Annotated in this window: 19 protein-coding genes and 1 pseudogene; 8 read left to right on the top strand and 12 right to left on the bottom strand. The window is 60.7% G+C overall.

Annotated elements, in window-relative coordinates; genetic code table 11:
* Window positions 1-16: 16 nt before the first annotated feature.
* Together NCR98_RS26720 and NCR98_RS26715 are read left to right on the top strand one after the other, a co-directional pair.
* Window positions 17-862: a BtpA/SgcQ family protein gene (locus NCR98_RS26720; protein WP_250468316.1), complete on the top strand. Its 846-nt coding sequence runs from the start codon at window positions 17-19 to the stop codon at window positions 860-862.
* A gap of 51 nt (window positions 863-913) precedes the next feature.
* Window positions 914-1528 (top strand): HD domain-containing protein, encoded by a 615-nt coding sequence (locus tag NCR98_RS26715; protein WP_284503960.1) that lies wholly within the window; start codon window positions 914-916, stop codon window positions 1526-1528.
* A 225-nt stretch (window positions 1529-1753) separates the two neighbouring features.
* Here the strand turns inward: NCR98_RS26715 and NCR98_RS26710 are convergent, their stop codons facing one another.
* From NCR98_RS26710 to NCR98_RS26700, 3 genes are all read right to left on the bottom strand, one after another.
* Window positions 1754-3100, bottom strand: a complete 1347-nt coding sequence (locus NCR98_RS26710; RefSeq protein WP_250527837.1) for an MFS transporter — start codon at window positions 3098-3100, stop codon at window positions 1754-1756.
* A gap of 166 nt (window positions 3101-3266) precedes the next feature.
* Complete coding sequence (gene kce, locus NCR98_RS26705) at window positions 3267-4199, bottom strand: 3,5-dioxohexanoate:acetyl-CoA acetone transferase (protein ID WP_244832421.1); 933 nt, start codon at window positions 4197-4199, stop codon at window positions 3267-3269.
* Between the two features lie 38 nt (window positions 4200-4237).
* A complete protein-coding gene (locus NCR98_RS26700) occupies window positions 4238-5038 on the bottom strand; it encodes an SDR family oxidoreductase (protein WP_250468314.1) in 801 nt (266 codons plus the stop codon).
* Between the two features lie 425 nt (window positions 5039-5463).
* On the opposite strand from NCR98_RS26700, the gene NCR98_RS26695 reads away from it, so the two are divergent.
* Window positions 5464-7035 carry a DHA2 family efflux MFS transporter permease subunit gene (locus tag NCR98_RS26695; protein WP_250468313.1) on the top strand — a complete coding sequence of 524 codons (1572 nt, stop codon included), beginning with the start codon at window positions 5464-5466 and terminating at the stop codon, window positions 7033-7035.
* Window positions 7036-7075: 40 nt separating this feature from the next.
* On the opposite strand, the gene NCR98_RS26690 is transcribed toward NCR98_RS26695, so the two are convergent.
* From NCR98_RS26690 to NCR98_RS26680, 3 genes are read right to left on the bottom strand one after another with little or no spacing between them, the layout of a single operon-like run.
* Window positions 7076-8065, bottom strand: coding sequence for an asparaginase (locus tag NCR98_RS26690; RefSeq protein ID WP_244832424.1), 990 nt, complete (start codon window positions 8063-8065; stop codon window positions 7076-7078).
* Window positions 8062-9318, bottom strand: coding sequence for a D-amino acid dehydrogenase (locus NCR98_RS26685; RefSeq protein WP_250527836.1), 1257 nt, complete (start codon window positions 9316-9318; stop codon window positions 8062-8064). Before NCR98_RS26685 ends, NCR98_RS26690 begins: the two co-directional genes overlap by 4 nt.
* 31 nt (window positions 9319-9349) lie before the next feature.
* On the bottom strand, window positions 9350-10495 hold the full coding sequence (locus NCR98_RS26680) for a branched-chain amino acid ABC transporter substrate-binding protein (RefSeq protein WP_244832426.1): 1146 nt from the start codon (window positions 10493-10495) through the stop codon (window positions 9350-9352).
* Between the two features lie 194 nt (window positions 10496-10689).
* On the opposite strand from NCR98_RS26680, the gene NCR98_RS26675 reads away from it, so the two are divergent.
* Entirely contained in the window at window positions 10690-11769 is a 1080-nt protein-coding gene (locus NCR98_RS26675) for a GlxA family transcriptional regulator (RefSeq protein WP_250527835.1), read from the top strand.
* A gap of 340 nt (window positions 11770-12109) precedes the next feature.
* On the opposite strand, the gene NCR98_RS26670 is transcribed toward NCR98_RS26675, so the two are convergent.
* Window positions 12110-12907: a PhzF family phenazine biosynthesis protein gene (locus NCR98_RS26670; protein WP_250527834.1), complete on the bottom strand. Its 798-nt coding sequence runs from the start codon at window positions 12905-12907 to the stop codon at window positions 12110-12112.
* Between the two features lie 132 nt (window positions 12908-13039).
* Between NCR98_RS26670 and NCR98_RS26665 the strand changes: the two genes are divergently transcribed.
* Complete coding sequence (locus tag NCR98_RS26665; RefSeq protein WP_250527833.1) at window positions 13040-13465, top strand: hypothetical protein; 426 nt, start codon at window positions 13040-13042, stop codon at window positions 13463-13465.
* Here the strand turns inward: NCR98_RS26665 and NCR98_RS26660 are convergent.
* On the bottom strand, window positions 13397-14305 hold the full coding sequence (locus NCR98_RS26660) for a LysR family transcriptional regulator (protein ID WP_250527832.1): 909 nt from the start codon (window positions 14303-14305) through the stop codon (window positions 13397-13399). The two genes, NCR98_RS26665 and NCR98_RS26660, sit on opposite strands and share 69 nt — an antisense overlap.
* A gap of 104 nt (window positions 14306-14409) precedes the next feature.
* Here NCR98_RS26660 and NCR98_RS26655 point away from each other — a divergent pair, with 104 nt between their 5' ends.
* Together NCR98_RS26655 and NCR98_RS26640 are read left to right on the top strand one after the other, a co-directional pair.
* Window positions 14410-15216, top strand: a complete 807-nt coding sequence (locus NCR98_RS26655; protein ID WP_250527831.1) for a phytanoyl-CoA dioxygenase family protein — start codon at window positions 14410-14412, stop codon at window positions 15214-15216.
* A 720-nt stretch (window positions 15217-15936) separates the two neighbouring features.
* Window positions 15937-16731, top strand: a pseudogene (locus NCR98_RS26640) (ISNCY family transposase); the annotation flags it as partial.
* Between the two features lie 163 nt (window positions 16732-16894).
* On the opposite strand, the gene NCR98_RS26635 reads toward NCR98_RS26640, so the two are convergent.
* Window positions 16895-17665 (bottom strand): pyrroline-5-carboxylate reductase, encoded by a 771-nt coding sequence (locus NCR98_RS26635; protein WP_250527830.1) that lies wholly within the window; start codon window positions 17663-17665, stop codon window positions 16895-16897.
* 508 nt (window positions 17666-18173) lie between these two features.
* Here NCR98_RS26635 and NCR98_RS26630 point away from each other — a divergent pair.
* On the top strand, window positions 18174-19259 hold the full coding sequence (locus NCR98_RS26630; RefSeq protein ID WP_250527829.1) for a mandelate racemase/muconate lactonizing enzyme family protein: 1086 nt from the start codon (window positions 18174-18176) through the stop codon (window positions 19257-19259).
* Window positions 19260-19445: 186 nt separating this feature from the next.
* On the opposite strand, the gene NCR98_RS26625 is transcribed toward NCR98_RS26630, so the two are convergent.
* From NCR98_RS26625 to NCR98_RS26615, 3 genes are read right to left on the bottom strand one after another with little or no spacing between them, the layout of a single operon-like run.
* Window positions 19446-21758, bottom strand: a complete 2313-nt coding sequence (locus NCR98_RS26625; protein ID WP_250527828.1) for a xanthine dehydrogenase family protein molybdopterin-binding subunit — start codon at window positions 21756-21758, stop codon at window positions 19446-19448.
* Window positions 21758-22744, bottom strand: a complete 987-nt coding sequence (locus NCR98_RS26620) for an FAD binding domain-containing protein (protein ID WP_250527827.1) — start codon at window positions 22742-22744, stop codon at window positions 21758-21760. The genes NCR98_RS26625 and NCR98_RS26620 overlap by 1 nt, the downstream gene beginning before the upstream one ends.
* Complete coding sequence (locus tag NCR98_RS26615) at window positions 22741-23280, bottom strand: 2Fe-2S iron-sulfur cluster-binding protein (protein WP_250468302.1); 540 nt, start codon at window positions 23278-23280, stop codon at window positions 22741-22743. The genes NCR98_RS26620 and NCR98_RS26615 overlap by 4 nt, the downstream gene beginning before the upstream one ends.
* Window positions 23281-23485: the final 205 nt, after the last annotated feature.

Genomic DNA, 23485 nt, shown 5'->3' with positions numbered 1-23485 from the left:
CTTCGACAGGATTCTCATGGACACCGGACACGAGGTTGGACGCGGACGCACCGACAGCATCGCGCATATTTTCGGCCGCCCGCGCGGCGTGGTCATAGGCGTGATTCACTGCCCGGCGTTTCCCGGCGCGCCGCGCTACGACGGAGGCACGAGCGAGGCGCTATACGAAACCGCTCTTGCCGATGCCCGCGCGTATGCAGCAGGCGGCGTCGATGGTCTCATCGTCGAAAATCATGGCGACGTGCCGTTCGCAAAACCGGATGACATCGGACCGGAAACATCGGCGTTCATGGCCGTGAGCGCGGACCGGATTGCGCGCGAGACGGGCCTGCCTATCGGCATCAACGTGCTTGCCAACGCTTCGGTGCCGGCGCTTGCCATCGCGGCCGCGAGCAATGCCGCGTTCGTGCGCGTCAATCAGTGGGCGAATGCTTATGTGGCCAACGAAGGCATCATCGAAGGCGAGGCGGCGCGGGCCTTGCGATATCGTGCGCGGTTGCGCGCGGAAGGCATCCGCGTGTTTGCGGACGCGCACGTGAAGCACGGCGCGCATGCAATCGTCGCGGATCGTGCGCTCGAGGAACTCGTGCGCGATGTCGAATTCTTCGATGCCGATGCGATCATCGCCACCGGCCAGCGCACGGGCGATGTCGCGAGCCTTGATTATCTTCGGCAGATTCGCGCCGCGACCAGGCTTCCGCTTTTGGTGGGCAGCGGCTGCACGGAAACCAACGTCGCGGAGATTTTGTCGGTCGTGGATGCGGTGATCGTCGCGAGTTCGCTGAAGGTGGGCGGCGTGTGGTGGAATCCCGTCGATGAAGACAAGGTGCGGCGGTTCGTGCACGCGGCGCGAGGAGGTTAGGACGAGCGGTAGACTTCTCCTCGTGTGCAACCGTCTTCCGGGAGAGTGAATTTGAACCAAGACAAAGAGGTCGAGCCGCTCTCGAGGCGCTTCGGGTTTCTCATCGAACTGGACAAGCTGAAATCGGTTATGCGGCAGTCGCCGCTCATCGACCGCAGCCGCAGGGAGAATTCGGCGGAGCACTCGTGGCATCTGGCCATGTTCGCGCTGGTGCTTTCGGATTGCGCGAAGGAGGTCGACAGTTTTCATGTCATCAAACTGCTGCTCGTGCATGACATCGTCGAGATCGATGCTGGCGATCATCCGCTGCACGCGCCAGGCGCGGATTCCGCGTCGATCGAGCAATCGGAGCAACGGGCCGCGGAGCGAATCTTCGGGTTATTGCCCGACGATCAAGGGCGCGAACTGCGCAAACTATGGATGGAATTCGAGGCGGCTGAGACACCGGAGGCGATCTTCGCCAAATCGCTCGATCGGCTGCAGCCGTTGCTGATCAATACCTTGACTGGCGGAGGCACGTGGACGGAGAACGGCGTGAACGAGCAACAGGTCGTGGAGCGGTACGGGCCTGTGATTGCACGCGGATCGCCGCAGTTGTGGGAAGCGGCGCGTGAGCTTGTCGGCGCGCACTTTTCCGGTGATGTCGCTCGCGGGAGAGACGACTGATGCCGTGGCGAATGGCGTTGAATGACGGCGAGATGCATCCGCAGTGTCGTAGTTGACGATGATCGCCACCTTGGTTGAGGCGACCCGTTTTGCTAGGGTCGCTCACCGCCATGTTCAACGCGTGCCCGATGCATGTCCCTGACGAGCCGAAGCTAACCGTGCCATCGGCGAGCGGATTTGACAAGCCCGCTCGCCGATTCCGCATCCAGGAAAACCATCAATCGTTCAAGCCGCGTTCGTCGCCCGTCGATCCGCATCGCTCGTCTTGCGTGTTTCATGGCCGTGCCGCAACCGCACACTGCACATTGCCGCGACAATCAGCGCGACAGCAAGACACACCAGCCCGTTCATCGCCTTGCCGGTCGATTGCTCGATGATCCCCATGACCGTGGGCCCGACGAAGCCGCCGAGCAACCCGCACGTGTTGACGAGCCCGAGTCCGCCCGCAAGCGCGCTGCCTGAAAGCCGCGAAGACGGGAACGTGAAGATGATCGACTGAACCACGAAGAACATCGAAGCGGACACGCACACGCCGAGAAAGCCGATGACGGGCGTCGAATAGGCGGCGACCAGCATGCCCGCGGCCATGATCAGCAGGCCGCCCACGAGCATGCGGCGGCTGCGCGATGAATTGCTCGCGAAGCGCGGCAAAAGGGCGGCGCCGAGTGCGGCGGCGACCCACGGGGTGGACGTCAGCACGCCGACGACGAATGGCGAGAAGTGCCCCGAAGATCCGATAATGCCCGGCAAAAAGAAGATGACCGTATAGATGGTCAACTGATGGCAAAAGTAGACGAAGATCGAGAGCCAAATCTGTCTGTTCGCCAGCGCCGCGCGAAACGTATGACCGCCGTGACCCGTACCGATGGCTTCCTGTTCGGCGGCAAGACGTCGCTCCAGCGCCAGCGCTTCATCGCGCGGTAACCACGAAGCGCGCGTCGGCCGGTCGGGCAACATCTTCCACACGACGATCGCGAGCAGCACGGCAGGCGCGCCTTCGACCATGAACAGCCATTGCCAGCCGTGAAAACCGAGCACGCCATCCATTTCCAGCAGCGCACCCCCAAGCGGGCCGCCGACGATGTTGGCCACGCACACGCCGAGCAGGAAGTAGCCGGTGGCGCGCGCGCGATCCTCGCGTCCGAACCAGTAAGTCAGATACAGCATCACGCCGGGAAAGAGTCCCGCTTCGGCCACGCCGAGCAGAAGACGCATCACATAGAACGAGGTCTCGCCGCGCACGAAGGCCATCGCCACCGAGAGCACGCCCCATGTCACCATGATGCGCGTGATCCAGAAGCGCGCGCCGACACGATGCATCACGAGATTGCTCGGAATCTCGAAAGCGGCATACGTCAGAAAGAACAGCCCCGCGCCTAGCCCATAGGCGGCGGATGACAGGCCAAGATCGATGCTCATCGTATGCTTGGCAAGCGCGATGTTGGTGCGATCCAGAAAGCTGATCACATACGAGATCACGAGCAGCGGCATGAGCTTGCGAAACAGCAGCGCGTTCAGCGACGCATGGGGTGACGCATGTGTTGAGTTACGCGAAGAACTGGGCGTGGACATGATGACTCCCGGCGTCAGGACGGATTGGAAGAGCAGGGCGCGCATGGACGGCGAGGTGAAGCGTCGCGGCGAGATAGACAGGCTTTCATGACTTGTCTCCGTGTATCTTTTCGTTGTCATGGCGCGGACGTCGCTTGGCGCGCGTCCGCTTGCTTCGGTGCGGTCTTCAGAAGTTCACGTTGTCGTGGCCCTTGAGCGCGAGCATCTGACGCGCTTCGGCGGGCGTCGCGATGTCGAGCGACAAGCCTTCGATCACCTGGCGAATCTGGCGCACTTGCTGCGCGCTCGATTCGGCAAGCTGGCCAGGACCGATCCACAGCGAATCCTCAAGGCCAACGCGCACGTTCGCTCCTTGCGCCGCGCCGATGGACGCGAGCGGAATCTGATTGCGCCCCGCGCCGAGAATGGACCACACATAATCCGAACCGAAAAGGCGATCGGCGGTTCGCTTCATATGCGCCAGATCTTCCGGGTGCGCGCCTATGCCGCCCAGCAGTCCGAACACGGTCTGCACGAAGAACGGCCCTTTCACTAGCCCGCGATCGACGAAATGCGCGAGGTTGTAGAGATGCGAGGTGTCATAGCACTCGAACTCGAAGCGCGTGCCGTTCGCCGTGCACGAACTCAGGATGTACTCGATATCCGCGAAGGTGTTCTTGAACACGAGATCGCGACTCTTCTCCAGATGCTGACGTTCCCAGTCGTGCTTCAGGTCCTTGAAACGGTCGAGCATCGGATACAGCCCGAAGTTCATCGATCCCATGTTGAGCGATGCCACTTCCGGCTGAAAATGATGCGCGGGCTTGAGGCGCTCGGCGACCGTCATATGCGGACTGCCGCCCGTCGTGAGATTGATGACCGCGTTCGTTTCCGCCTTGATGCGCGGTAAAAAGCGTTCGAAAACCGCAGGGTCTTGCGTCGGCCGCCCGTCTTCGGGATCGCGCGCGTGCAAATGAAGAATCGATGCGCCTTCGCGTGCGGCGGCGAGTGCGGCATCGGCGATCTGATCCGGCGTGACCGGCAGATACGGCGACATGGAAGGCGTGTGGATGGCGCCCGTCGGCGCACAGGTGATGATGACTTTGCGTTTGCTTGCCATGGTGTTCGATCTCCTCTCGTACTTGTTTGAAGCGATATTCAGAGCGTTTCGACGTTGCCGCAGACGGACAGCGCCTGACCGGAAATCGCGCTGCCAGCTGGCGAGCTCAAGAACAGCACGCTGGCGGCGATCTCCTCTTGCGTCACCATGCGGCGCAGCGAAATTTTCTCCAGATAACGCGCTTCCATTTCCTGATAGCTGATGTTCAGTTGCTTCGCGCGCGCGGCGATCACGCCTTCCATGCGCGGCCCCTTGACGATGCCCGGCTGCACCGCATTCACGCGAATGTTGTCCGCGCCGAGTTCAATGGCGAGACTCTTCGCGAGGCCCACGATCGCCCATTTGGTCGCGGAATAGGGCGTGCGGAATCCATAGCCGAGACGTCCTGCGACCGACGACATGAAAACGATCACGCCGCCGCCATTTGCTTCGCGCAGCATCGGCACGGCCTGGCTCGAAAAGTAGTAATGGCTATTCAGATTGATGTCGATGGTGCGTTCCCAGTCGTCCGACTCGATCTCGTCGATGCCGCCCGTCGGTCCCGCGATGCCCGCGTTGTTGATCAACACATCGAGGCCGCCGAGTTCGCGCTTCACGTCGTCGAACACGCGCGCGACGTCGGCTTTATTCGATACGTCGGCGCGAGTACCGGTGATCGACGGCGATTCGGTCGCATGAGTCGATAGGGCATCGATGGCTTTGGCGTCGACATCGCATACATGCACGCGCGCGCCCGTGGACACGAACGCCTGCGCGATCGTCAAACCGATGCCCGACGCGCCGCCAGTAATCAGCACGCGCAATCCGGCGGGCGGGGCGAGCAGTTTGAGGTAATCCATGTGGTTGACTCCTGTAGGACGGTTGTTATTTGGTCAGCTTTTCGAAGCGTGGGCGATGGTGATAGGCGTGTGCTGTTCTTGCTCGCATGGCCCATTTCGCGCTTTTGCATCTCGCGCATGTTGATACGTCGGTCCGCGCCACGGGCATCGGCAAGAGAGTCGAAGTTATTCCGTGATCTGTGATCACAGTGTGTGTTCGTTGCTGATTTGTGTCAATCCGGTTTGCCTAGGGGATAACCCTTCTGCAAAGTAATCGCCTAGGCGGATTTATGAAATAGGCGTTTAATAAAGCAGCGAGCTCCGCTATTCTCACGTCATCGACAGTTGCGGCGCGCGCGAGACGAGCGGGTTGAATCGCTCGTTTCGAGGACGTGCCCTGCTGAAGAACCGCTTCTGCTTACAACAATCAACCCCGAACCGCAGTCATGACGCAGGGATCGCCGTCTCCCGCAGCACCCGTCCCGCATCCGCCGTTGCAGGGCGGCCAGCTCGTGATTGCCACCATCGTGGTGGCGCTTGCGACCTTCATGACCGTTCTCGATACGTCGATTGCGAACGTCGCCGTGCCGAATCTCTCGGGAAACCTCGGCGTATCGGTCGACGAGGGAACGTGGGTCATCACGATCTTCGCGGCCGCGAATGCCGTATCCATTCCATTGACGGGCTGGCTTACGCAGCAGATCGGCCAGATCCGCCTGTTCGTCGGCGCGATTCTGATGTTCGTGTTCGCTTCGTGGCTTTGCGGCATCGCGCCTGACCTGCCTTTCCTGCTGGGCGCGCGGATCTTGCAAGGCCTCGTGGCCGGGCCGCTCATTCCCTTGTCCCAGGCCGTGCTGCTGAGTTCTTATCCGAAGGCGCGCGCCAACATGGCGCTGGCGCTTTGGGCGATGACCGCCACGGTCGGTCCGATCGCAGGACCGGTGCTAGGCGGCTGGATCACCGACAACTACAGCTGGTCGTGGATCTTCTACGTGAACATTCCGGTCGGCTTCATTGCGGCGGGCGCCACGTGGATCATCTATCGCAAGCGCGAGACGCCGACGAAGAAACTGCCCATCGATACGGTCGGCCTTGCGTTGCTCGTGGTGTGGGTGGGCTCGCTTCAGGTGATGCTCGACAAGGGCAGGGACCTCGACTGGTTCGCATCGCCCTTCATCGTTGCGCTGGGGCTCATCGCCCTCGTCAGCTTCGCGTTCTTTCTCGTGTGGGAGTTGACGGAGGCGCATCCGGTCGTCGACCTGAGGCTCTTCGCATTGCGCAATTTCAGCAGCGGCACCATAGCCATTTCCGTTTCCTACGCGCTCTACTTCGGCAACCTCGTTCTGCTGCCGCAATGGATGCAGGAGTATCTCGGCTATCGCGCTTATGACGCCGGCCTCGTCACCGCGCCGGTGGGCATTTTCACGGTATTGCTTTCGCCTTTTATCGGGCGACTTTTACAGTTATTCGATGCCCGCGTTCTCGTGACGGTCGCGTTCATGGGACTGTCCGGTGTGTTCTTCATGCGCACGCAGTATCTGAGTACGGTCGATGCTTGGCATCTCGTCATACCGACCTTGCTGCAAGGTATTCCGACCGTGCTCTGGTTCGTGCCCCTCGTGTCGATCATTCTTTCCGGCTTGCCGCCCGAACGGATTCCCGCAGCGGCGGGGTTGTCGAATTTCGCGCGCATTTTCTGCGGAGCGGTGGGCACGTCGATCGCGGGCACCGTATGGAATCATCGGACGGTCGTACATCACGTGCGGCTGACCGAACAGGCGAGCGTCGACAATCCGATTTTCAATCAGACCATCGCGGCATTGCAGTCGCAGCTTCATATCGATGTGGGTGCGGCTTACGCATCGTTCGAGTTGATGGTGGCGAATCAGGCTGCCGTCATGGGGCTCGACGATTTCTTCTATGCGTCCACGTTCATTTTCATTTTGATCATTCCGCTTATCTGGATTACGCGGCCGGTGAAGGGTGGGGATTCGGCGGAGGCGGCTGGGGCGCATTGAGGCCAGGGAACAGGCATGCCTGCGGCGCGCGGTCGGGGTTCTAGTACGTCACGAACGCTTCCTGCAACGCGTGCGTGGTTCTCGTTCCCGTGAGCGCCACCATCATCAGGATTCGCGCCTTATGCGGGACCTGATCGTCCGCCGCGATCCATCCATAGCGATCGTCCGGCTGTGCGGCATTGCGGATGACGATGCCGCTGCCCGTGCGCGACGCACGCACGATATGAATGTGTCTCGCGCGCGCTTTCACGAGCGAATCGATCAACTCGTGCGCCACGTTGCCGTTGCCCGTCCCGGCGTACACGATCGCATCCACGTCGGAGCACGCCATGTGTTCGACCACCGTTCGGTTGATGCCGCCATGCGCGTAGACGATAGCGACCTCGGGCAAGGTTTGGATGGTGTCGATGCTCCATTCGCTTTCCACCGTATGCCGCCGCGCCACCAGCCGATAAAAACGCGCGCGTCCCTCGACCACGTAGCCTAGCGGACCGAAGGTCGAACGAAACGCTTCCTGCTTGAAAGTGCTGGTCTTCACGACGTCGCGCGCCGAGTGAATCTCGTCGTTCGAAACGACGAGCGTACCCTTGCCGCGCGATGCCGCGCTCGATGCCACCACGATCGCGTTGTACAGGTTGAGCGGTCCGTCGGCACTGAGCGCAGACGCCGGGCGCATTGCGCCGACCACGACGACGGGCTTCGCACTCGGCACCACCAGGTGCAGAAAGTATGCCGTCTCGTCGATGGTATCGGTGCCGTGCGTCACCACGACGCCGTCGATGTCGTCCCGCTTGAGAAGCGCGCGAACATGCCGCGCGAGCCCGAGCAGCTCCTCATTGCCAAAGTTTTCAGAGCCGGTCTGGAAGAGCTGGGCCGTTTGGATATCGGCGAGATCGCGCGCGCCGGGCAACGCGTCGAGCAAATCATCCACCGTTTCGACAGAGCAGTCGTAGGTCGCGGTATGCGCGGCCGACGCACCGCGTCCCGCGATGGTGCCGCCCGTGCCGACAATGACGACGCGCGCATTCATGATGCAGCACGCGGCGAGAAGGGGGTGTCGTCGAGCGAAGGTTCGCGCCCGGCCATCCGTTGCGCGAGCACGTGCGCCGAGCCCATGGCGAGCGTGAAGCCAAGCGCGCCATGACCGACGTTGAGCCAGAGATTCCGGTATTTGGACTCTCCGATGATCGGCGTCCCGCGCGGGGTGGCCGGCCGCAAGCCCGCCCACGCGGCTGCCGCGTCATAATCGCCCGCGTGCGGAAAGACGGCCTGCGCTTCGCGCCGCAGCGTCGCGAGCCGGGTCACATCGATCGCACTCGAATGCCCCACGATGTCCGCCATGCCCGCCACGCGCAGACGGTCGCCCAATCGGGCGTACACCACCTTGCGGTCGAAGTCCGTCACGCTCGTCGCGGGCGCAGCCTTTCCCGCGACTGCATCGAGCGTCAGGCTGTAACCCTTGAGCGGATAGACTGGCACTCGCACGCCAATCGTGCGCAGTAAGGCCGCGCTGTCGCAACCCGACGCCACGACGACATGTTCCGCGTCCAACCTGCGGCTTCCGGCAATTGCCCGGACCTCGCCTTTGTTCGACACGGACAGCGAACGCACGGCCGTACCCAGCTCGAACGCCACGCCTCGTTCGCGCAACAAGCTTTCGAGTCCCACGCAGAAGCGGTGACAGTCGCCTGCCTCTTCGCCCGGCGTATGGATGCCGCCGACGAATCGATCTGCCACCTGGGCCAGCGCCGGTTCGAGCGCGACGCAATCGCTCACGCCGAGCGCTTGCTGCTCGCTACCGAGCGTACGCTGGTAGGACAGCAAGGACGCGGCCCGCGACATCGCCATTGCGCTTCGATGCATGACGAGTTTGCCAGCGCGGACGTAGTCGAAGGCAAGCATGGGATGGGCGGCGGTAAATTCGTGCATCAGCGAGCGGCTCAGAAAGGACAGCGCAAGGAGTTGCGCCGTGGTCGGTTCGCTCATCGCCTGAGTACAGGCCCGTGCGAATTGCCAGCACCAGCGCCACTGATTCATGTCGATGGCGGGCGAGACGCGCACCGGGGCGTCGCGACGCATGAGCCAGCCGGGAAGCTTCGCAAGCACGCCAGGACCGGCGAGCGGCGCCACGTAGCTGTAAGAAAGCTGCGCGCCGTTGGCGCGGCTCGCTTCCGCCGCCACCTCCGTGCGCCGGTCGATCACGCTCACTTCGTGGCCGTCCTCGCGCAAGCGGTATGCGGTCGTGAGACCGATCACGCCCGCACCGATCACCAGAATGTTCATGGCTTGCGTCGTCCTTGTGAATGTGCGGCCATTACATCTTGACGACGTCGAGCAACGTTTGATTTCCGCCCACGTAGTGATAGAGCGAGATCATTCCCTGCCTGAGGTCGCCGTGCGCGTCGAATTGCGTCTCGCCGAGTACGCCCTTGAAGTCGGTGTTGGGCATCGCCGCGAGAATCTTGTCCGGCGAGGTGGAATTCGCGCGTTTCATCGCGTCGACGATGATGTACACCGCGTCATACGCGAACGGGGCGTTGAGCTGCACCTTCTGCCCGAAGCGCGCTTCGTAGCGTTGCTCGAACGCGGGGCCATCGGGCATTTTAGCGAGCGGCATGCCGGCGATGGAACACACGACGTTGTCCGCCGCCTCGCCCGCCAGTTGCGACAGCGACGCTGCGCACAGGCCGTCGCCGGCCAGTACCTTCGAGGAGATTGCGAGCTGGCGGGCCTGCTTGGCGAACGGGCCACCTGTCGCATCCATGCCGCCGTACATGATCACGTCGGGATGCTCGCTCTTCACCTTGGTCAGGATCGCGCGGAAGTCCACGGCCTTGTCGGTGGTTGCGTCGTGCGACAGGACGTTCATCCCGTTCGCCTTGGCGCGCTTTTCGAATTCGTTCGCGAGACCCTGACCGTAAGCGGTGGCGTCGTCGACGATGGCGACCGACTTCGCCTTCAGCACTCGGGCTGCATAGTCGGCAAGCGCCGGACCCTGCTGCGCGTCGGTGGCGACCACGCGATACGTCGTGCGAAACCCCTGCTGCGTATAGACCGGATTGGTGGCCGAGGGCGAAATCTGCAGCACGTTGGCATCGCTATAAATTTTCGAGGCCGGAATGGAGGTGCCGGAATTCATGTGCCCGACCACGGCCGCCACCTTGTCGTCCACGAGCTTTTGCGCGACCTGTGTGCCTTGGCGCGGATCGGAGGCGTCGTCCTGCGCATCCAGCGCAAGCGTGATCTTCTGTCCGCCGATCACGAGGCCCTTCTTGTTGATCTCCTCGACGGCAAGCCGTGCGCCGTTCTCGGTGTCCTTGCCGAGGTGCGCATTGGCCCCCGTCAGAGGCGCGACGTGGCCGATCTTCACTACTTCATCGGCGCACGCCTCGACCGGATGCAGGACGACGAACGCACTCCCAAATGCGGCGCAAACCGCCAGATGCAACGCTGCTGACATGACGCACTCCCTGTTTTGAATCGGTTCTTTCCGGCCGTCTTCACCCCGGAACTGACTTCAATGTAACGGCGACGAAATAGGCGACATTGCACGCGCTCGCGGAAAAATAGAACGAATGCGACAAGTCGCACCGATCGCTTTTCGGCGCTCCTATACTGGCGCCGACGACCTCACGGCATTCAAGGAGTGCATGGATGGGAATGGTGAACGCGAAAAAGTCCGATACCGCGGCGCTCGGGCGCGGACTTGTCGAGCGGCTCGATCGCATGGACGGCGTGGATCGCAAGGTATCTGCGCGACGCGCGGGCGCCGAGCTCAGCGTCGGCCTTCTACTTTGGCCGAGCTTTCCGCTGCTTTCGCTCGCCAGTTTTTGCGACTGTCTGCGGCACGCCGCCGATCTCGGCGACCAGAGCCGCCAGTTACGGTGTACGTGGACCTTGCTCGGGCCGACGGACGACACCGTGGAAGCGAGTTGCGGCGTGAGCGTGCCAGTTCGGGCGTATTCCGGGAAGGCGTCGCGATTCGACTACTTCGTGGTGATCGGCGGCTTGCTGCCCAGGCTCGAACATGTCGACGAGCGCTACTGGGACGCGCTGCGCGACGCCGACGCAGCCGGCGTGCCGCTCATCGGCCTGTGCACCGGCAGCTTCGTGCTGGCGAAAGCGGGCTACATGCACGACCGCGTCGCGTGCGTGCACTCCTTTCACTACGACGATTATCAGTCCATGTTTCCTGGCCTGCGCGTGGTCACGAACGCCGACTACGTGATCGACGGCAACCGCATTACGTGCGCGGGCGGCGTGTCGGCCATCGAACTCGCCACGCGGTTGATTTCCGTGCATTGCGGCGCCGACCGCGCGTCGAAGGTCATTCACCAGATGACGGTGAGTCGCAAGAGCGGCACGTCCTTCGTCGAACGCCGCCGTGCGCTCGGCTACCTTGCCGTCGATAGTCTCTTGCTGCGTCACGCGATCGTGCTGATGGAGGAGAATCTCGAAGCCCCGCTGACGATCGCCGCGATTGCCAGGATGACCGGTTCAAACGCGCGGCAACTGGAGCGCGTGTTCATGTCTGAGATGGGCGTGACGCCAAAGGAGTTCTACCGGACGATGCGCTTGCGATACGCCCGCTGGCTACTCTTGAACTCGGCGAAGCGCGTCACCGCGATCGCCTACGAATGTGGCTTCGCGGATTCGGCGCACTTCATTCGCGGCTTTCGCGAAGCGTACGGTGTGACGCCGGGTAAGCTGCGCGCGTCGCTTAGCCGGACGTGAAGTGCGGAGGTCTTTGGGCTTCGCTTACTCTGGCGTGCGCATAGTTGCTGGCTGTGTCTGCTATGAATCGCGCAAAGTTCGGTGTGAGTTATCGCGCGAGATGAACATTTCGATCCAGCCGCCCGTCAGCGTTGCCCGGCCGACGTGCGTGACTTCTAATCGACGACGCAGCCTTGGGAAACGATGAGCCCGGACTTCGTGCAGATGAATGATTCCGGTTGAGGTAGCGAAGTAAGTGCTTGAGTCGAGTCTCTGGAACGCGCCTCGATTCTAAAGGGTATTGAGCTGCGGCAGCGCTGCCGTTTCCGCACAGTCGAGCCGCAGCATTGTAAAGCGCGCGCTAGTCGGGCAGTTCGATGGTTCCTTCCATATATTGAACCGCGTGACCGGATATCAAAACACGCTCCGGTTCGATCTCGCAATGTAGAACGCCGCTTCGTTGGGAAGCCTGTAACGCGACGAGCTTCGGCTTGCCAAGAATGTCGGACCAGAGCGGAGCAAGCGCCGCGTGAATGGACCCCGTCACCGGGTCTTCGGCGCCGCCGTTCGCTGGCCAAAAGTAACGGGAGACGAAGTCGTATTGGTTGCCACGAGCGGTGACCGCGACATCCAGTGGTCCAAGTTGCGCGAGCAGGTCCAGATTTGGCACGACGGCGCGTACCTCGGCTTCGGTGTCGTAGAGGGCGATGTATGACTGCTGGTTTATGAAGACTGCCGTTGGCTTGATCGACAAACCATACGCGAGCTGGTCCGGAACATCTTTAATCCGTTCACTTTGTCGTCGAGGAAAGTTCATTTCGATCAGCCCCCGCTCGCGCCGATGAACAGAGAACGCGCCCGTTGCTTCTGCATGGAAGACGAGGTGATCGTCTTGAGGGAGATGTTTGAACAGAACGAAAGCGCTCGCCAGCGTCGCGTGTCCGCAAAAGGCGATTTCCTTGATCGGTGAGAACCACCGGATGTCGAAAACGCCATCGTCTCGACGCACGATGAACGCTGTTTCCGACAGGTTGTTTTCGCTGGCGATGGCTTGCATTAGCGTAGCGGGAAGCCACGCGTCGAGCGGAATGACCGCCGCATAGTTTCCCTTGAATACTTCGCTGGTGAAAGCGTCTATCTGATAAAGCTTCAGTTGCATGGGCGGTAGAGTCGAAGAGATGAGCTAGTTCGTTCCTATCCTATCGGCTTGAATGATTCGCGAACATGCACAGTTTCCATCCGACACGCTGAAAAGTGACAGCCTCGAAGCCATCGCGTAGCCGCGCCCGACTTGCCGAAACCCGTGCCCTGGATAGTTGTTCCGTCCACGGAAAATCTTCTCTTTTTTCTGCTCAGTGCAGAGGGCGCATGTTTGCGATCACCGCATCAGCGGACGCCATTGAGCATGGGTGAGGGTGCTGCCACTTACGATCGGATGGCTTTCACCGATAGCCATGCAAATGTGGTGCTCCACGTAATGGCCGCCGATGCACTTACTGTGAATTACGCGAGAAGCTCGATGTCGACCGCCAACGGTGACGACCGTCTTGCTGGCGCGGAGTTTTCCGAAAAGGTCGCATTCGGGTTTGCTGACGGTTTCGCCTTGCAAACGAAGCTTTGGATCGCAATTGAAGCGGTACCGCTGCACTTACTCGACCTTCGCTTTTCGCGGCGGATGCGCGGCTATCTTGCACGCGAGTTCGACAAAAGCGCCTAGCGCAGCAGACGAATTAGGCTCCTTCCACGCAAGGTAGAGTTCGCTCTTTGTGTGCTCTTCGCGCAGAGGACGAAAGACGACGTTTTCCATGTGCGTTCGTTGAACCGACGCCGGTACGAGCGTCACACCAAAGCCGGCGCTTACAAGGCCAAGGGAAGCGTAGATCTGGCCCATTTCAAAGCTCGTGGAGGGAGAAAATCCGGCAAGCGCGCACAACTGGTTGATGGCGGCATGATAATCCGGCGCGACATCCTTCCGATAATTAATGACGCGCAACTGCTTACAGTCCTTGATGGAAATGCGTCGTTTGGCTGCTAGAGGATTGTCTTTAGCGATCGCAACGTAAAACGGCTCCTGGAGCAACAAGACGCTGTTCAGTTGAGTATTTGGCGGCAACGAACGGACGAATGCCAGATCGACGTCTCCTCGGTTCAAGGCATTGATCTGTTCCGCAGAGGAAAACCATTGAAGCTCGACGGTCACCGCAGGGTAGCGCTGTTGAAAATCGCGCAAGAGCGGTGGCAGCAGTGTGTACGCAATGTGTTCGAAGAACCCGACCGCCACCCGGCCGGTTTCGCCTCTTGCCGCACGTTGCGAATCCACGATTGCGGAGTTCGTGTCCTTAAGAATCTGCTGGGCCCGTTCCTCGAAGACCTGGCCCGCCGATGAGAGAAACACGCGTTTGCCTCGGCGCTCGAAAAGCGCCACACCGATTTCTTCTTCCAGTTCCCGTATCTGCCGGCTCAACGGCGGCTGCGCCATGTGCAGTTCGTCCGCCGCCTTCGTGAAGTTGAGTGTGCGTGCCACCGTCAGAAAATAGCGGAGATGACGCAGTTCCATTTGGAACCTTTTGAGTATCGATACGCAACCTATTATATCTTTTACATCGGATGCGAACGCTTTTAGGATCATGAGACCACACCAACAAGTCAGGAGATCCCCTCATGAAACTTACGACGTCGCAGTTGGAAGCGTACGAGCGCGATGGCTTCTTGGTTCTGCCAGAGCTTTTCTCGAAAGAAGAAGTCGAGCATATGAAGAGCGAGTTGCGCCGAATCCAAAAAATCGACACCGACCATCTCGTTCGTGAAAAAACGGGCGGCATTGCAAAAACGATTTATAAAGTTCACGAGACCGCCAGTCCAACGGCATCGCCGATTTTTCACTCCGCAGTGCGCTCGCCCAAATTGCTCGAACCTGCACAACAACTGATCAACGATCCCCAACTTTACGTCTATCACACAAAGTGCAATTTGAAGACGGCAATCGACGGTTCGGTCTGGCAGTGGCACCAGGATTTCGGCACCTGGCATATGGACGGCGTGAAAGAACCGCATATGACAACCGCGTTGGTCATGCTCGATGAGCCGACCGAAATGGGCGGATGTCTCTACTTTATTCCGGGAAGCCACAAACTAGGCTCACTCGATCCAACGTTCGATGAGACGACCGGTTATCGCTTTTACGTGGTACCCAAGCCGACCATGCTCGATATCTTGTCCAGCCATCCCAAGGCCGTGCCTATCATCGGCCGACCGGGAACAGTGGTGTTCTTCGACGCAAACATCGTGCATTCATCGGGTCACAACCTTTCAGGTGACGATCGATGGCAAGCCTATGTTGTCTACAACCAGGTGGAGAACAAGCCAGAACAGGTGAAGCAGCCGCGACCGGATTATGTGCGCTCGACCAATTTCGCTCCTCTCGAGGTAGGTTCGGACGAGATTCTCGACAGAGTTCAGATCGACTGAAATCTATCAATTTACTTTAGCGAGTCGGCTGCAGGCGGCAGCGTGTCTATCGACGCGCCAGCGTGCTCGCATGGTCCATCGTTGGATCGCATCAATTGGACTGGACGCCGCCGCGTGCGGCACGTGCACAACGCTTCGCATGAAGGCATAGTTGATCCATCAACGCATAGGGAATGTGCGCCCGGTCCAATTACTTTTGACTCATACGCAGACGTTGCGTGGGCTGCTTCGGGCTTCCAGAATTTCATACGTGATGGAAGCCAAGAGTGAGAGTGAACATATCCTTCGCGACATCGCTCAGTCCTGAAAGTGTGAGCGCGGCCTCAAGCGCTTGCCGCGAATACGCTCATTCGTTGAAGAATCCGACTCAGCAGTTGTTCCGCGGCGCCGGAAAGCGGCCGTCGCGCCTTCACGAGAATGCGTGCCTTCGCCGCCTCGAATAGCGGGCGCTGTGTGTGTGCGGGTGGGAAGCCGTTTGAGGGCCGAGGGGAAGGTATGCGATCGACAGGAAGCGCGGCTTGCCACCGTTTAGTGGCTTGGATTAACCGAGAGTCCGTCGGGCTGTGTTCAACGAACGTTGGTCATTTGGCAATTTACATAATCTTAATTATCGATTATCTGACTGTAGGTCCCAAGTTCAAATGTCGTGTTTCTGCCAAGTAGAGATGTCGCCTTTTGACGTAGCTTCGTTGCCAGACAAGCGTTTGAGGAGCGCTGGCGATGAACACGACCGGGACCCTCACAATGTCAATGCACGAAGTGGATCGCCTCAGGGTCATTCAGGCTGTCGTCGAGCGGCAGCTCAAGCCGGGCCGGGCCGTTGAGCGGCTGGAATTGAGCGTGCGACAGGTCGAGCGGCGAATGCTGCGTTATCGAGCGACCGGTGCGCTCGGTCTGGTCTCGCTTAAGCGCGCACGCGCGAGCAATCATCGACTACCTGAGGGCGTGGCGCAGCGCGCGCTTGGGTTGATCCGCGAGCGCTACGCCGACTTCGGATCTACCTTGGCATGCGAGAAGTTACGGGAGTGCCACGGCATCAGACTGGCTGTCAAGACAGTGCGAACGTTGATGACGGCCGCAGGACTCTGGGTTCCCCGCAAGCAGCGCCCGCCCAGCATTCACCAGCCGCGTAATCGGCGTGCGTGCCTGGGTGAGCTGATTCAGATCGACGGCAGTGAACATCGCTGGTTTGAAGAGCAAGCGCCGCAATGCACGCTGCTTGTGTTTATCGATGACACCACCGGACGGCTGATGACGCTGCACTTCACCGCGACCGAGTCGACCTTCAGCTATTTCGAGGCGCTGTCAAAGTACTTGCGCGCACACGGCAAACCGATGGCGTTCCGTAGCGACAAGGCCAGTGTGTTCAATGTCAAGAACCGTTCGAGCACGGCGGGCAAAGGCGTGACGCAATTCGGGCGAGCCTTGTACGAGCTCAACATCGACGCATTTTGCGCAAACACGAGTCAGGCCAAGGGCCGCGTGAAGCGTGCCAAATTGACTTTGCAGGATCGGCAACGTGTGGACATCCTTCAGAAAAGAAGCGAATGAAACTAAATACGGGTCAAGATAATCAACGTAATACGCAAAAAATAAAATTAACCGAGACTCCAAGTTAGACATTAATATCATAATGTCGATTAAGTTCGTATGCGTCCCAGAACAACCCAAGCAAGCCTCACCCCCTCCCCTGAACCCGTCGCATGATCCGATCAAGCGCCTCCGAATAACTCGCGAAAGTCCCCTTCTGCTGCAACTCCGCGTGAAGCTGCTCGTTGATGCCGCCGGGCGTGCTCGACTCCTTGATCATCTTCGAGAACGGTTGATCGCCTCGCGTCGTAGCGTGTGCCAAGCCGACGTGATAGCCCGACAAAAACGATCGGGCCGCCTCATACGGCAGCCCTTGGCGAACGAGCCACGCAGCCTGCTCTTCCAGTAGCGCGTAGGAACTGGCCATGGTTGCCGTGACTGCCGACAGCGCATCGAACTGATGTTCGCTGTTTACTTCGACCGCCTTACCCAACGGTCCAAAGAGCGCTCGCGCGAGTTCGCTCGGCGGACAGATGGCCGTGCTGCCCTTGCCTTCCGCGACGGCCGGCAAAGGAACCGCGCGCGCGATACTCGCGGCCGTGCGCACCATGCCGAACACTCGCTCGATCGACAAGCCCGCCATGAAGCTGATGACCTGATGCCGTGCATCGAACTCGAGTTCGCCAAGCACCGTCGACGCAATTTGCGGCACGACCGCGAGACACACGACGTCGCTGGTGTCGAGCACCTCCTGATTGCTGCTGCACACCGCGACGCGCGCGTCGAGACTCGCAAGTTTCGCGGCGATTTCGGCATTGCGCGGCGAAAGCGCAATGTGTTCAAAGGGAACGTCGAACCGAATCATTCCGGTCACGACGGCCCGCGTGATCGTGCCGGTGCCAATGAATCCAATGCGCATAGTGCCTCGTATGGTCTGAGATGAACGGTTCAATCGAGCCCGAGCCACGTGGCCTTGGGCTACATATACCGTATCGTGCCGCAAACTGCGTTGTCATGCCGCGAGCGAAAATAGCAGCCAAGCGCAGTGGCCAATGCCGCAACAACGAGCCGTCGCGACATTGAGTCGGTCATCTATCGATGCGCCTGACGAACGTGCGATGCTCATCGTGCAAGCGCGCGATCGCCCGCCGAACCAGGGTCCGTGGCGCGAATGGCTTCGCTTCATTTGACCAACTCGACGCCCGACGAAAACTCACGCGATCTCGCTGACGTTGCACAAGGCGGTGCTCGATGCCATTATCGGCGGCGACGGCCCGCGCGCGAGCGCCGCCATGCTGGAACATCTCGTCGATACGGAAGCGCGCCGTCGACGTTCCGCACGGCTGCAAGGAGACAGCGGCTCAGAGGCGTAAGCACGCAGTGGTGCCGCGCAGCATCTTTCGTTTGATCAATCGTGAGGACGTGTCATGGCGATCGTCAGTGATGTCAGTAGCGACTATTTCCGCGTTCCCCTGCCCGTGCCGCTGTCCGACAGCACGCACGGCCTCATTCCCAATTTCGAGCTGGTCACGGTAACCGTTCGCGATGCCGATGGCGCCCAAGGTGTCGGCTACACCTACACCGTCGGGCGCAACGGCCGTTCGGTTCAGGCGGCGGCAAACGAGATCGCCGAACTGGCCCGGCATCAGGATGCGGACCTGGCCGAAGCGCTCTGGAAATCGATCTGGTGGGCCATGCATTACGGTGGGCGCGGCGGCCCGACTGTCCTCGCGTTATCCGCTTTCGACATGGCGATCTGGGACCTGAAGTCGAAGCGCGCGAACCTGCCGCTCTGGCGCATGCTCGGCGGCTACGATCCCAAGGTGCCGGTCTATGCGGGTGGTGTCGATCTGGACTTTCCACTCGATCAGTTGTTGCGCCAGGCGGAAGGTTTCATCGACCAAGGCTTTCGCGCCATCAAGATGAAAGTGGGACGCAAGAATCTGGCGGAGGACGTGGCACGCGTCGCGGCCATGCGCGAGATGCTCGGCGACAGCTTCCCGCTGATGGTCGACGCCAACATGAAATGGTCCGTCGATGAAGCCATCCGCGCCGCGCGCGCACTTGCACCGTTCAACCCCGGCTGGCTCGAAGAGCCGACCATTCCCGACGATATCGCGGGTCACGCGAGGATCGTCAGCGAAGGCGGCTTGCCGGTCGCCACAGGGGAAAACATGCGCACGATCTGGGAGTTCCAGCAGATGATCACCATCGGTCGTGTGACGTACCCGGAGCCCGATGTCACGAATTGCGGGGGCATCACACCGTTCATGAAGATCGCCCATCTCGCGGAAGCGCACAACCTTCCCGTCACCAGCCACGGCGCCCATGACGTGACCGTGCATTTGCTCGCGGCGGTTCCGAATCGCTCTTATCTCGAAGCGCACGGTTTCGGGCTGGAGAAGTATCTGGCCGAACCGCTTCGTATCGAGGACGGTTTTGCTATCGCTCCGGAAGGGCCGGGGCATGGAATAGAGTTCGACTGGAACAAGCTGAAGGCGCTGAAGGCTTGAGCTGGCTATCGCCGGCTCAAGCGAGCGTCGCGCATGTCTTCGCCAAACGATCAAGCATCCCGCGATGCCCCGGCAAGCGATGCGCGCGCGACGTTCACTTCTTTTTCGGCAACCGGCCACGTCTTTCGAAGCTGATTACCTGAAGGTCACCGGAACACGTACACAGTCCGCGCCCGCGCCGAAACCTCACATCACCTTATCCAACGTGATCGGCAGATCCCGAACCCGCTTGCCCGTGGCATTGAAAACCGCATTCGCCACGGCCGCACCCACGCCCGTGATACCGATCTCGCCGACGCCACGCGCGCCCATCGGCGTGTGCGGATCGGCTTCATCGTTCCAGATGACATCGATTCTCGGGACATCGAGATGAACTGGGACATGATAATCGGCAAGCGATGGATTGATCACGCGGCCGCTTCTCTCGTCGAATTGAGTCTCTTCCATGAGCGCAAGGCCGAGTCCCATGATGATGCCGCCGCGAAACTGGCTCGCAGCCGTCTTGGCATTGATGATGCGGCCGCAGTCGAACGAACCGAGAAAACGGCTTACGCGAATCTCACCTGTGACGACGTTCACACGCACTTCGCAGAAGAGCGCGCTATGGCTGTGCATCGACCAGTGCTGCAATTCGAAAGGCATCGGGGCTTCGGCCTCCACGGTCACTTCATCGCGCTGACCGCGAGCGAGTATGGCGCCGTAGCGTTCGTGCCGGGTTTCGTCGTCGAGCGCGCAAAGGCCGCCGTCGTGGCCGCCAACGTCGTCGGGCAAAAGACCGGATAGCGGCGAACTGTTGCCCGCAAGACGGAGCAGTTCCTTCACGAGCTTGTGATGCGCCGCGATCACCGCAGCGCCAATGGCCGCCGTCTGCTGCGAACCGCCCGCGAGCACCGCGCCGGGCAAGTGTGAATCGGCGTACTTGAACTCGATGTCCTCCATGGCGAGCCCAAGGCGTTCGGCCACGATTTGCGTCTGCGCGGTCGACGTTCCCATGCCCATTTCGTGCGCGGCGATGCTGACGGTCGCACGCCCCGCGCTATTGAGCGTGATGCGCGCCGCACCGCCGGGCATCCGATAGTACGGATACGTTCCCGTTGCGCAGCCCACGCCAACGAGCCAGTCGCCGTCGCGGCGTGCGCCCGGCTCGCCGCGCTCGGCCCAACCAAATCGTTCACGGCCGGTCTTCCATGCCTCGACGATTCCGCGCTGGGAAAATGGCAGTCCCGTCGTCGGATCTTTCTCCGGCTCGTTCTTGAGTCGCAACTCGATAGGGTCCATGCCCATGGCGTGCGCGAGTTCGTCGATGCCGCATTCGAGCCCGAAGGTGCCGACCGCCTCGCCGGGCGCGCGCATGAACGTATTGGCCGTCATGTTCATCTTGACGGTCTCGACATCGAGCAGAAAACTGCGCGACGCATATGCGCTCTTTGCCGGCAAGATGAACGGCTCGGGCATGTTGTTATGCGGCGTCATGGCGACCGTGCCGGTATGAATCAACGCGTCCAGGGTTCCATCAGCCTGGGCACCGAGCGCCACGCGTTGCTCGGTGAGCGTGCGTCCACCGACGATGCGATATACGCCCTCGCGCGTCAACATGATCCGCACCGGACGTTTCACGAGTTTCGATGCAGCCGCGGCCAGAACCTGGTGTTGCCAGATGGTTTTGGAACCGAATCCGCCGCCGACATACGGTGACGTGACATGCACGTCCTTCTCGTCGATGCCGAACACCTGCGCAATGGTCCACGCTTCGTGCGCGACCGCCTGCACGGTATCGTGGATACGCAGCGTCTCGTCCTTCCAAAAGAGCGTCGCCGCATGCAGTTCGATTGGATTGTGATTGTGACGCGGCGTCGTGTAGCGCACGTCGATCTTGTGCGGCGCGGCGGCGAGCATTGCCTCGGCATCCTTGATCTCGAGCTTGAGCGGCTCGCCCTGAAACACGCCCGGCTCCGAGCCGTGCGCCTTCGCTGCCGCCAAGGACGTCACCGCATCGCCTGAGGTCTCGTACGTCACCTGTATCAGCGACTGCGCGTGGTCCGCCTGCTCTTGCGTTTCGGCCAGCACGAGCGCAACCGGTTGACCGTTCCAGTGAACCTGATCGTCCTGCATGATCGGCACATCGTCGCCACCCGCGGCCTTGGGCTTCGTCATGAACGCGGGCATCGGCTTCAGACGCGGCGCGTTCTTGTATGTCATCACGAGCACGACGCCCGGCGCGGCGTCCGCCGCCGACGTATCGATCTGCACGATGCGGCCGCGCGCTATCGATGCGTACTCGAGTGCCGCGTACGTCATGCCATCGACTGGAAACTCGGCCGAGAAAGTCGCCTGACCGGACACCTTCAACGGTCCGTCGATACGGCTAACCGGTGCGCCGATCAGCCCGTGCTTGTGAAGGATCAAAGGGTCCGGCTTGCCGCCGGGAATGAAGCTATCGGGTGCGAGGGCGATGGCTTTTTTCATGACCGCCTGCACGGCGTCCTTGAGGATAGGCATTAGCGGATCTCCTTGCGAGCGGTCAGTTTGACCAGTGTGTCGGCGATCACGCGCTGACCCAGTTCGATCTTGAAGGCGTTGTCGCGAAGACCTCGAGCGGACGCGAATTCCGCCGCTGCGGCAGCGCGAAACGCGGCTTCGGTCGCGGGTTCATCCTTGAGCGCCGCTTCGAGCGCGAAGGCGCGCCACGGCTTGTGCGCGACACCGCCCAGGGCGACTTTCACCTCCTTGACCATGCCGCCCTGCACGTCGAGAACCGCCGCCACGGAAACGAGCGCGAAGGCATAGGAAAATCGATCACGGACTTTGCGATAGGCGGATCGGCCCGCCGATTCAGGCGGCAACGTAACAGCCGTAATCAGTTCGCCTGCTTCGAGCACCGTTTCGATGTTCGGTGTGTCGCCGGGCAGGACGTGAAGATCGATCAGGGGAATACGACGCGCGCCATTGAGGCCTTCGACTTCCACGTTCGCGCCGAGTGCGGCGAGCGCTACCGCCATGTCCGAGGGATGCGTGGCCACGCACGCGGAGGACGCGCCGAAGATGGCGTGCATGCGGTTGAATCCGTCCATTGCATCGCAGCCCGAACCCGGCTCGCGCTTGTTGCAGCGGGCGGCATCATCGTAAAAGTAGCCGCAGCGGGTGCGTTGCAGGAGATTGCCGCCGACCGTTGCCATGTTGCGAATCTGCGCGGAAGCGCCTGCAAGGATGGCCTCGGACAATAGCGGGTAGCGTTCGCGCACGCGCCGGTCAGCGGCCACGGCGGTGTTCTTTACGCCGGCGCCGATTCTCAGGCCGCCGTCATCCGTGTCGTCGATGGCGCATGAGAGGCCCGTGATATCGATCAGCATCGTCGGATGCTCGATCGTCTCTCGCATCAGATCGACGAGATTGGTGCCGCCGCCTAGGTACTTTGCATCCGAACGGGCGCCGGACGTCAGCGCCGCCTGCTGATCCAGGGCGCGTTCATAGGTGAAGGGATTCATTGTTCGACCCCTTGCTCGACGGACTCTTTCTGCGTCTGAACCTTTCCGAACGTGATCTGAATGGCGTCGACGATACCGTTATACGCACCGCAGCGGCACAGGTTTCCGCTCATCCGTTCGCGCAGTTCCGCATCGGTCAGTGAGAAGCCTTCCGCACTCACGTCCTCGCTGACATAGCTCGGCACGCCGCCTCTCAACTCCTTTTCCATTCCGATAGCCGAACAGATTTGACCGGGCGTACAGTAGCCGCACTGAAAACCGTCATGCTCGACGAAGGCTTCCTGAAGTGGATGAAGCGCCCCCGGTGCGCCGAGTCCCTCGACGCTGGTGATCTCGCGGTCCTGATATTGAACGGCCAACGCGAGGCAACTGTTGATGCGCGTGCCATCGACCAGCACCGTGCAAGCGCCACATGCACCTTGATTACAGCCTTTCTTAGCGCCGAAAAGATGGAGATGTTCACGCAGCAGATCGAGCAGCGACGTTCTTGGATCGAAGTCCAGGTCGACTGCCTTGCCGTTGATAACGAAATGCATGATTGCTCCTGTTGAATTAGAGCTCGCGCCAAGAGGCGGTGTAGTGGCTGTTGAAGCGAAATGAGGTGCGCCCGGCGACCCCTCGTCGAGCTTGCCCGGACCATTAGGCAAGCGCTGGTTTTTCGTCGATCGGAACTGTTTGATCAGACGCGTCCTTCAGCAAGACCTCGGCTGTTGAAAATCCGAATGACGCTTGAGACGCCTT

The sequence above is a fragment of the Caballeronia sp. GAWG2-1 genome (assembly GCF_023631405.1).
Lineage (GTDB): Bacteria > Pseudomonadota > Gammaproteobacteria > Burkholderiales > Burkholderiaceae > Caballeronia.
Note: the sequence above shows the minus strand (reverse complement) of the source record. Positions and strands in the feature narration are given on the sequence as shown.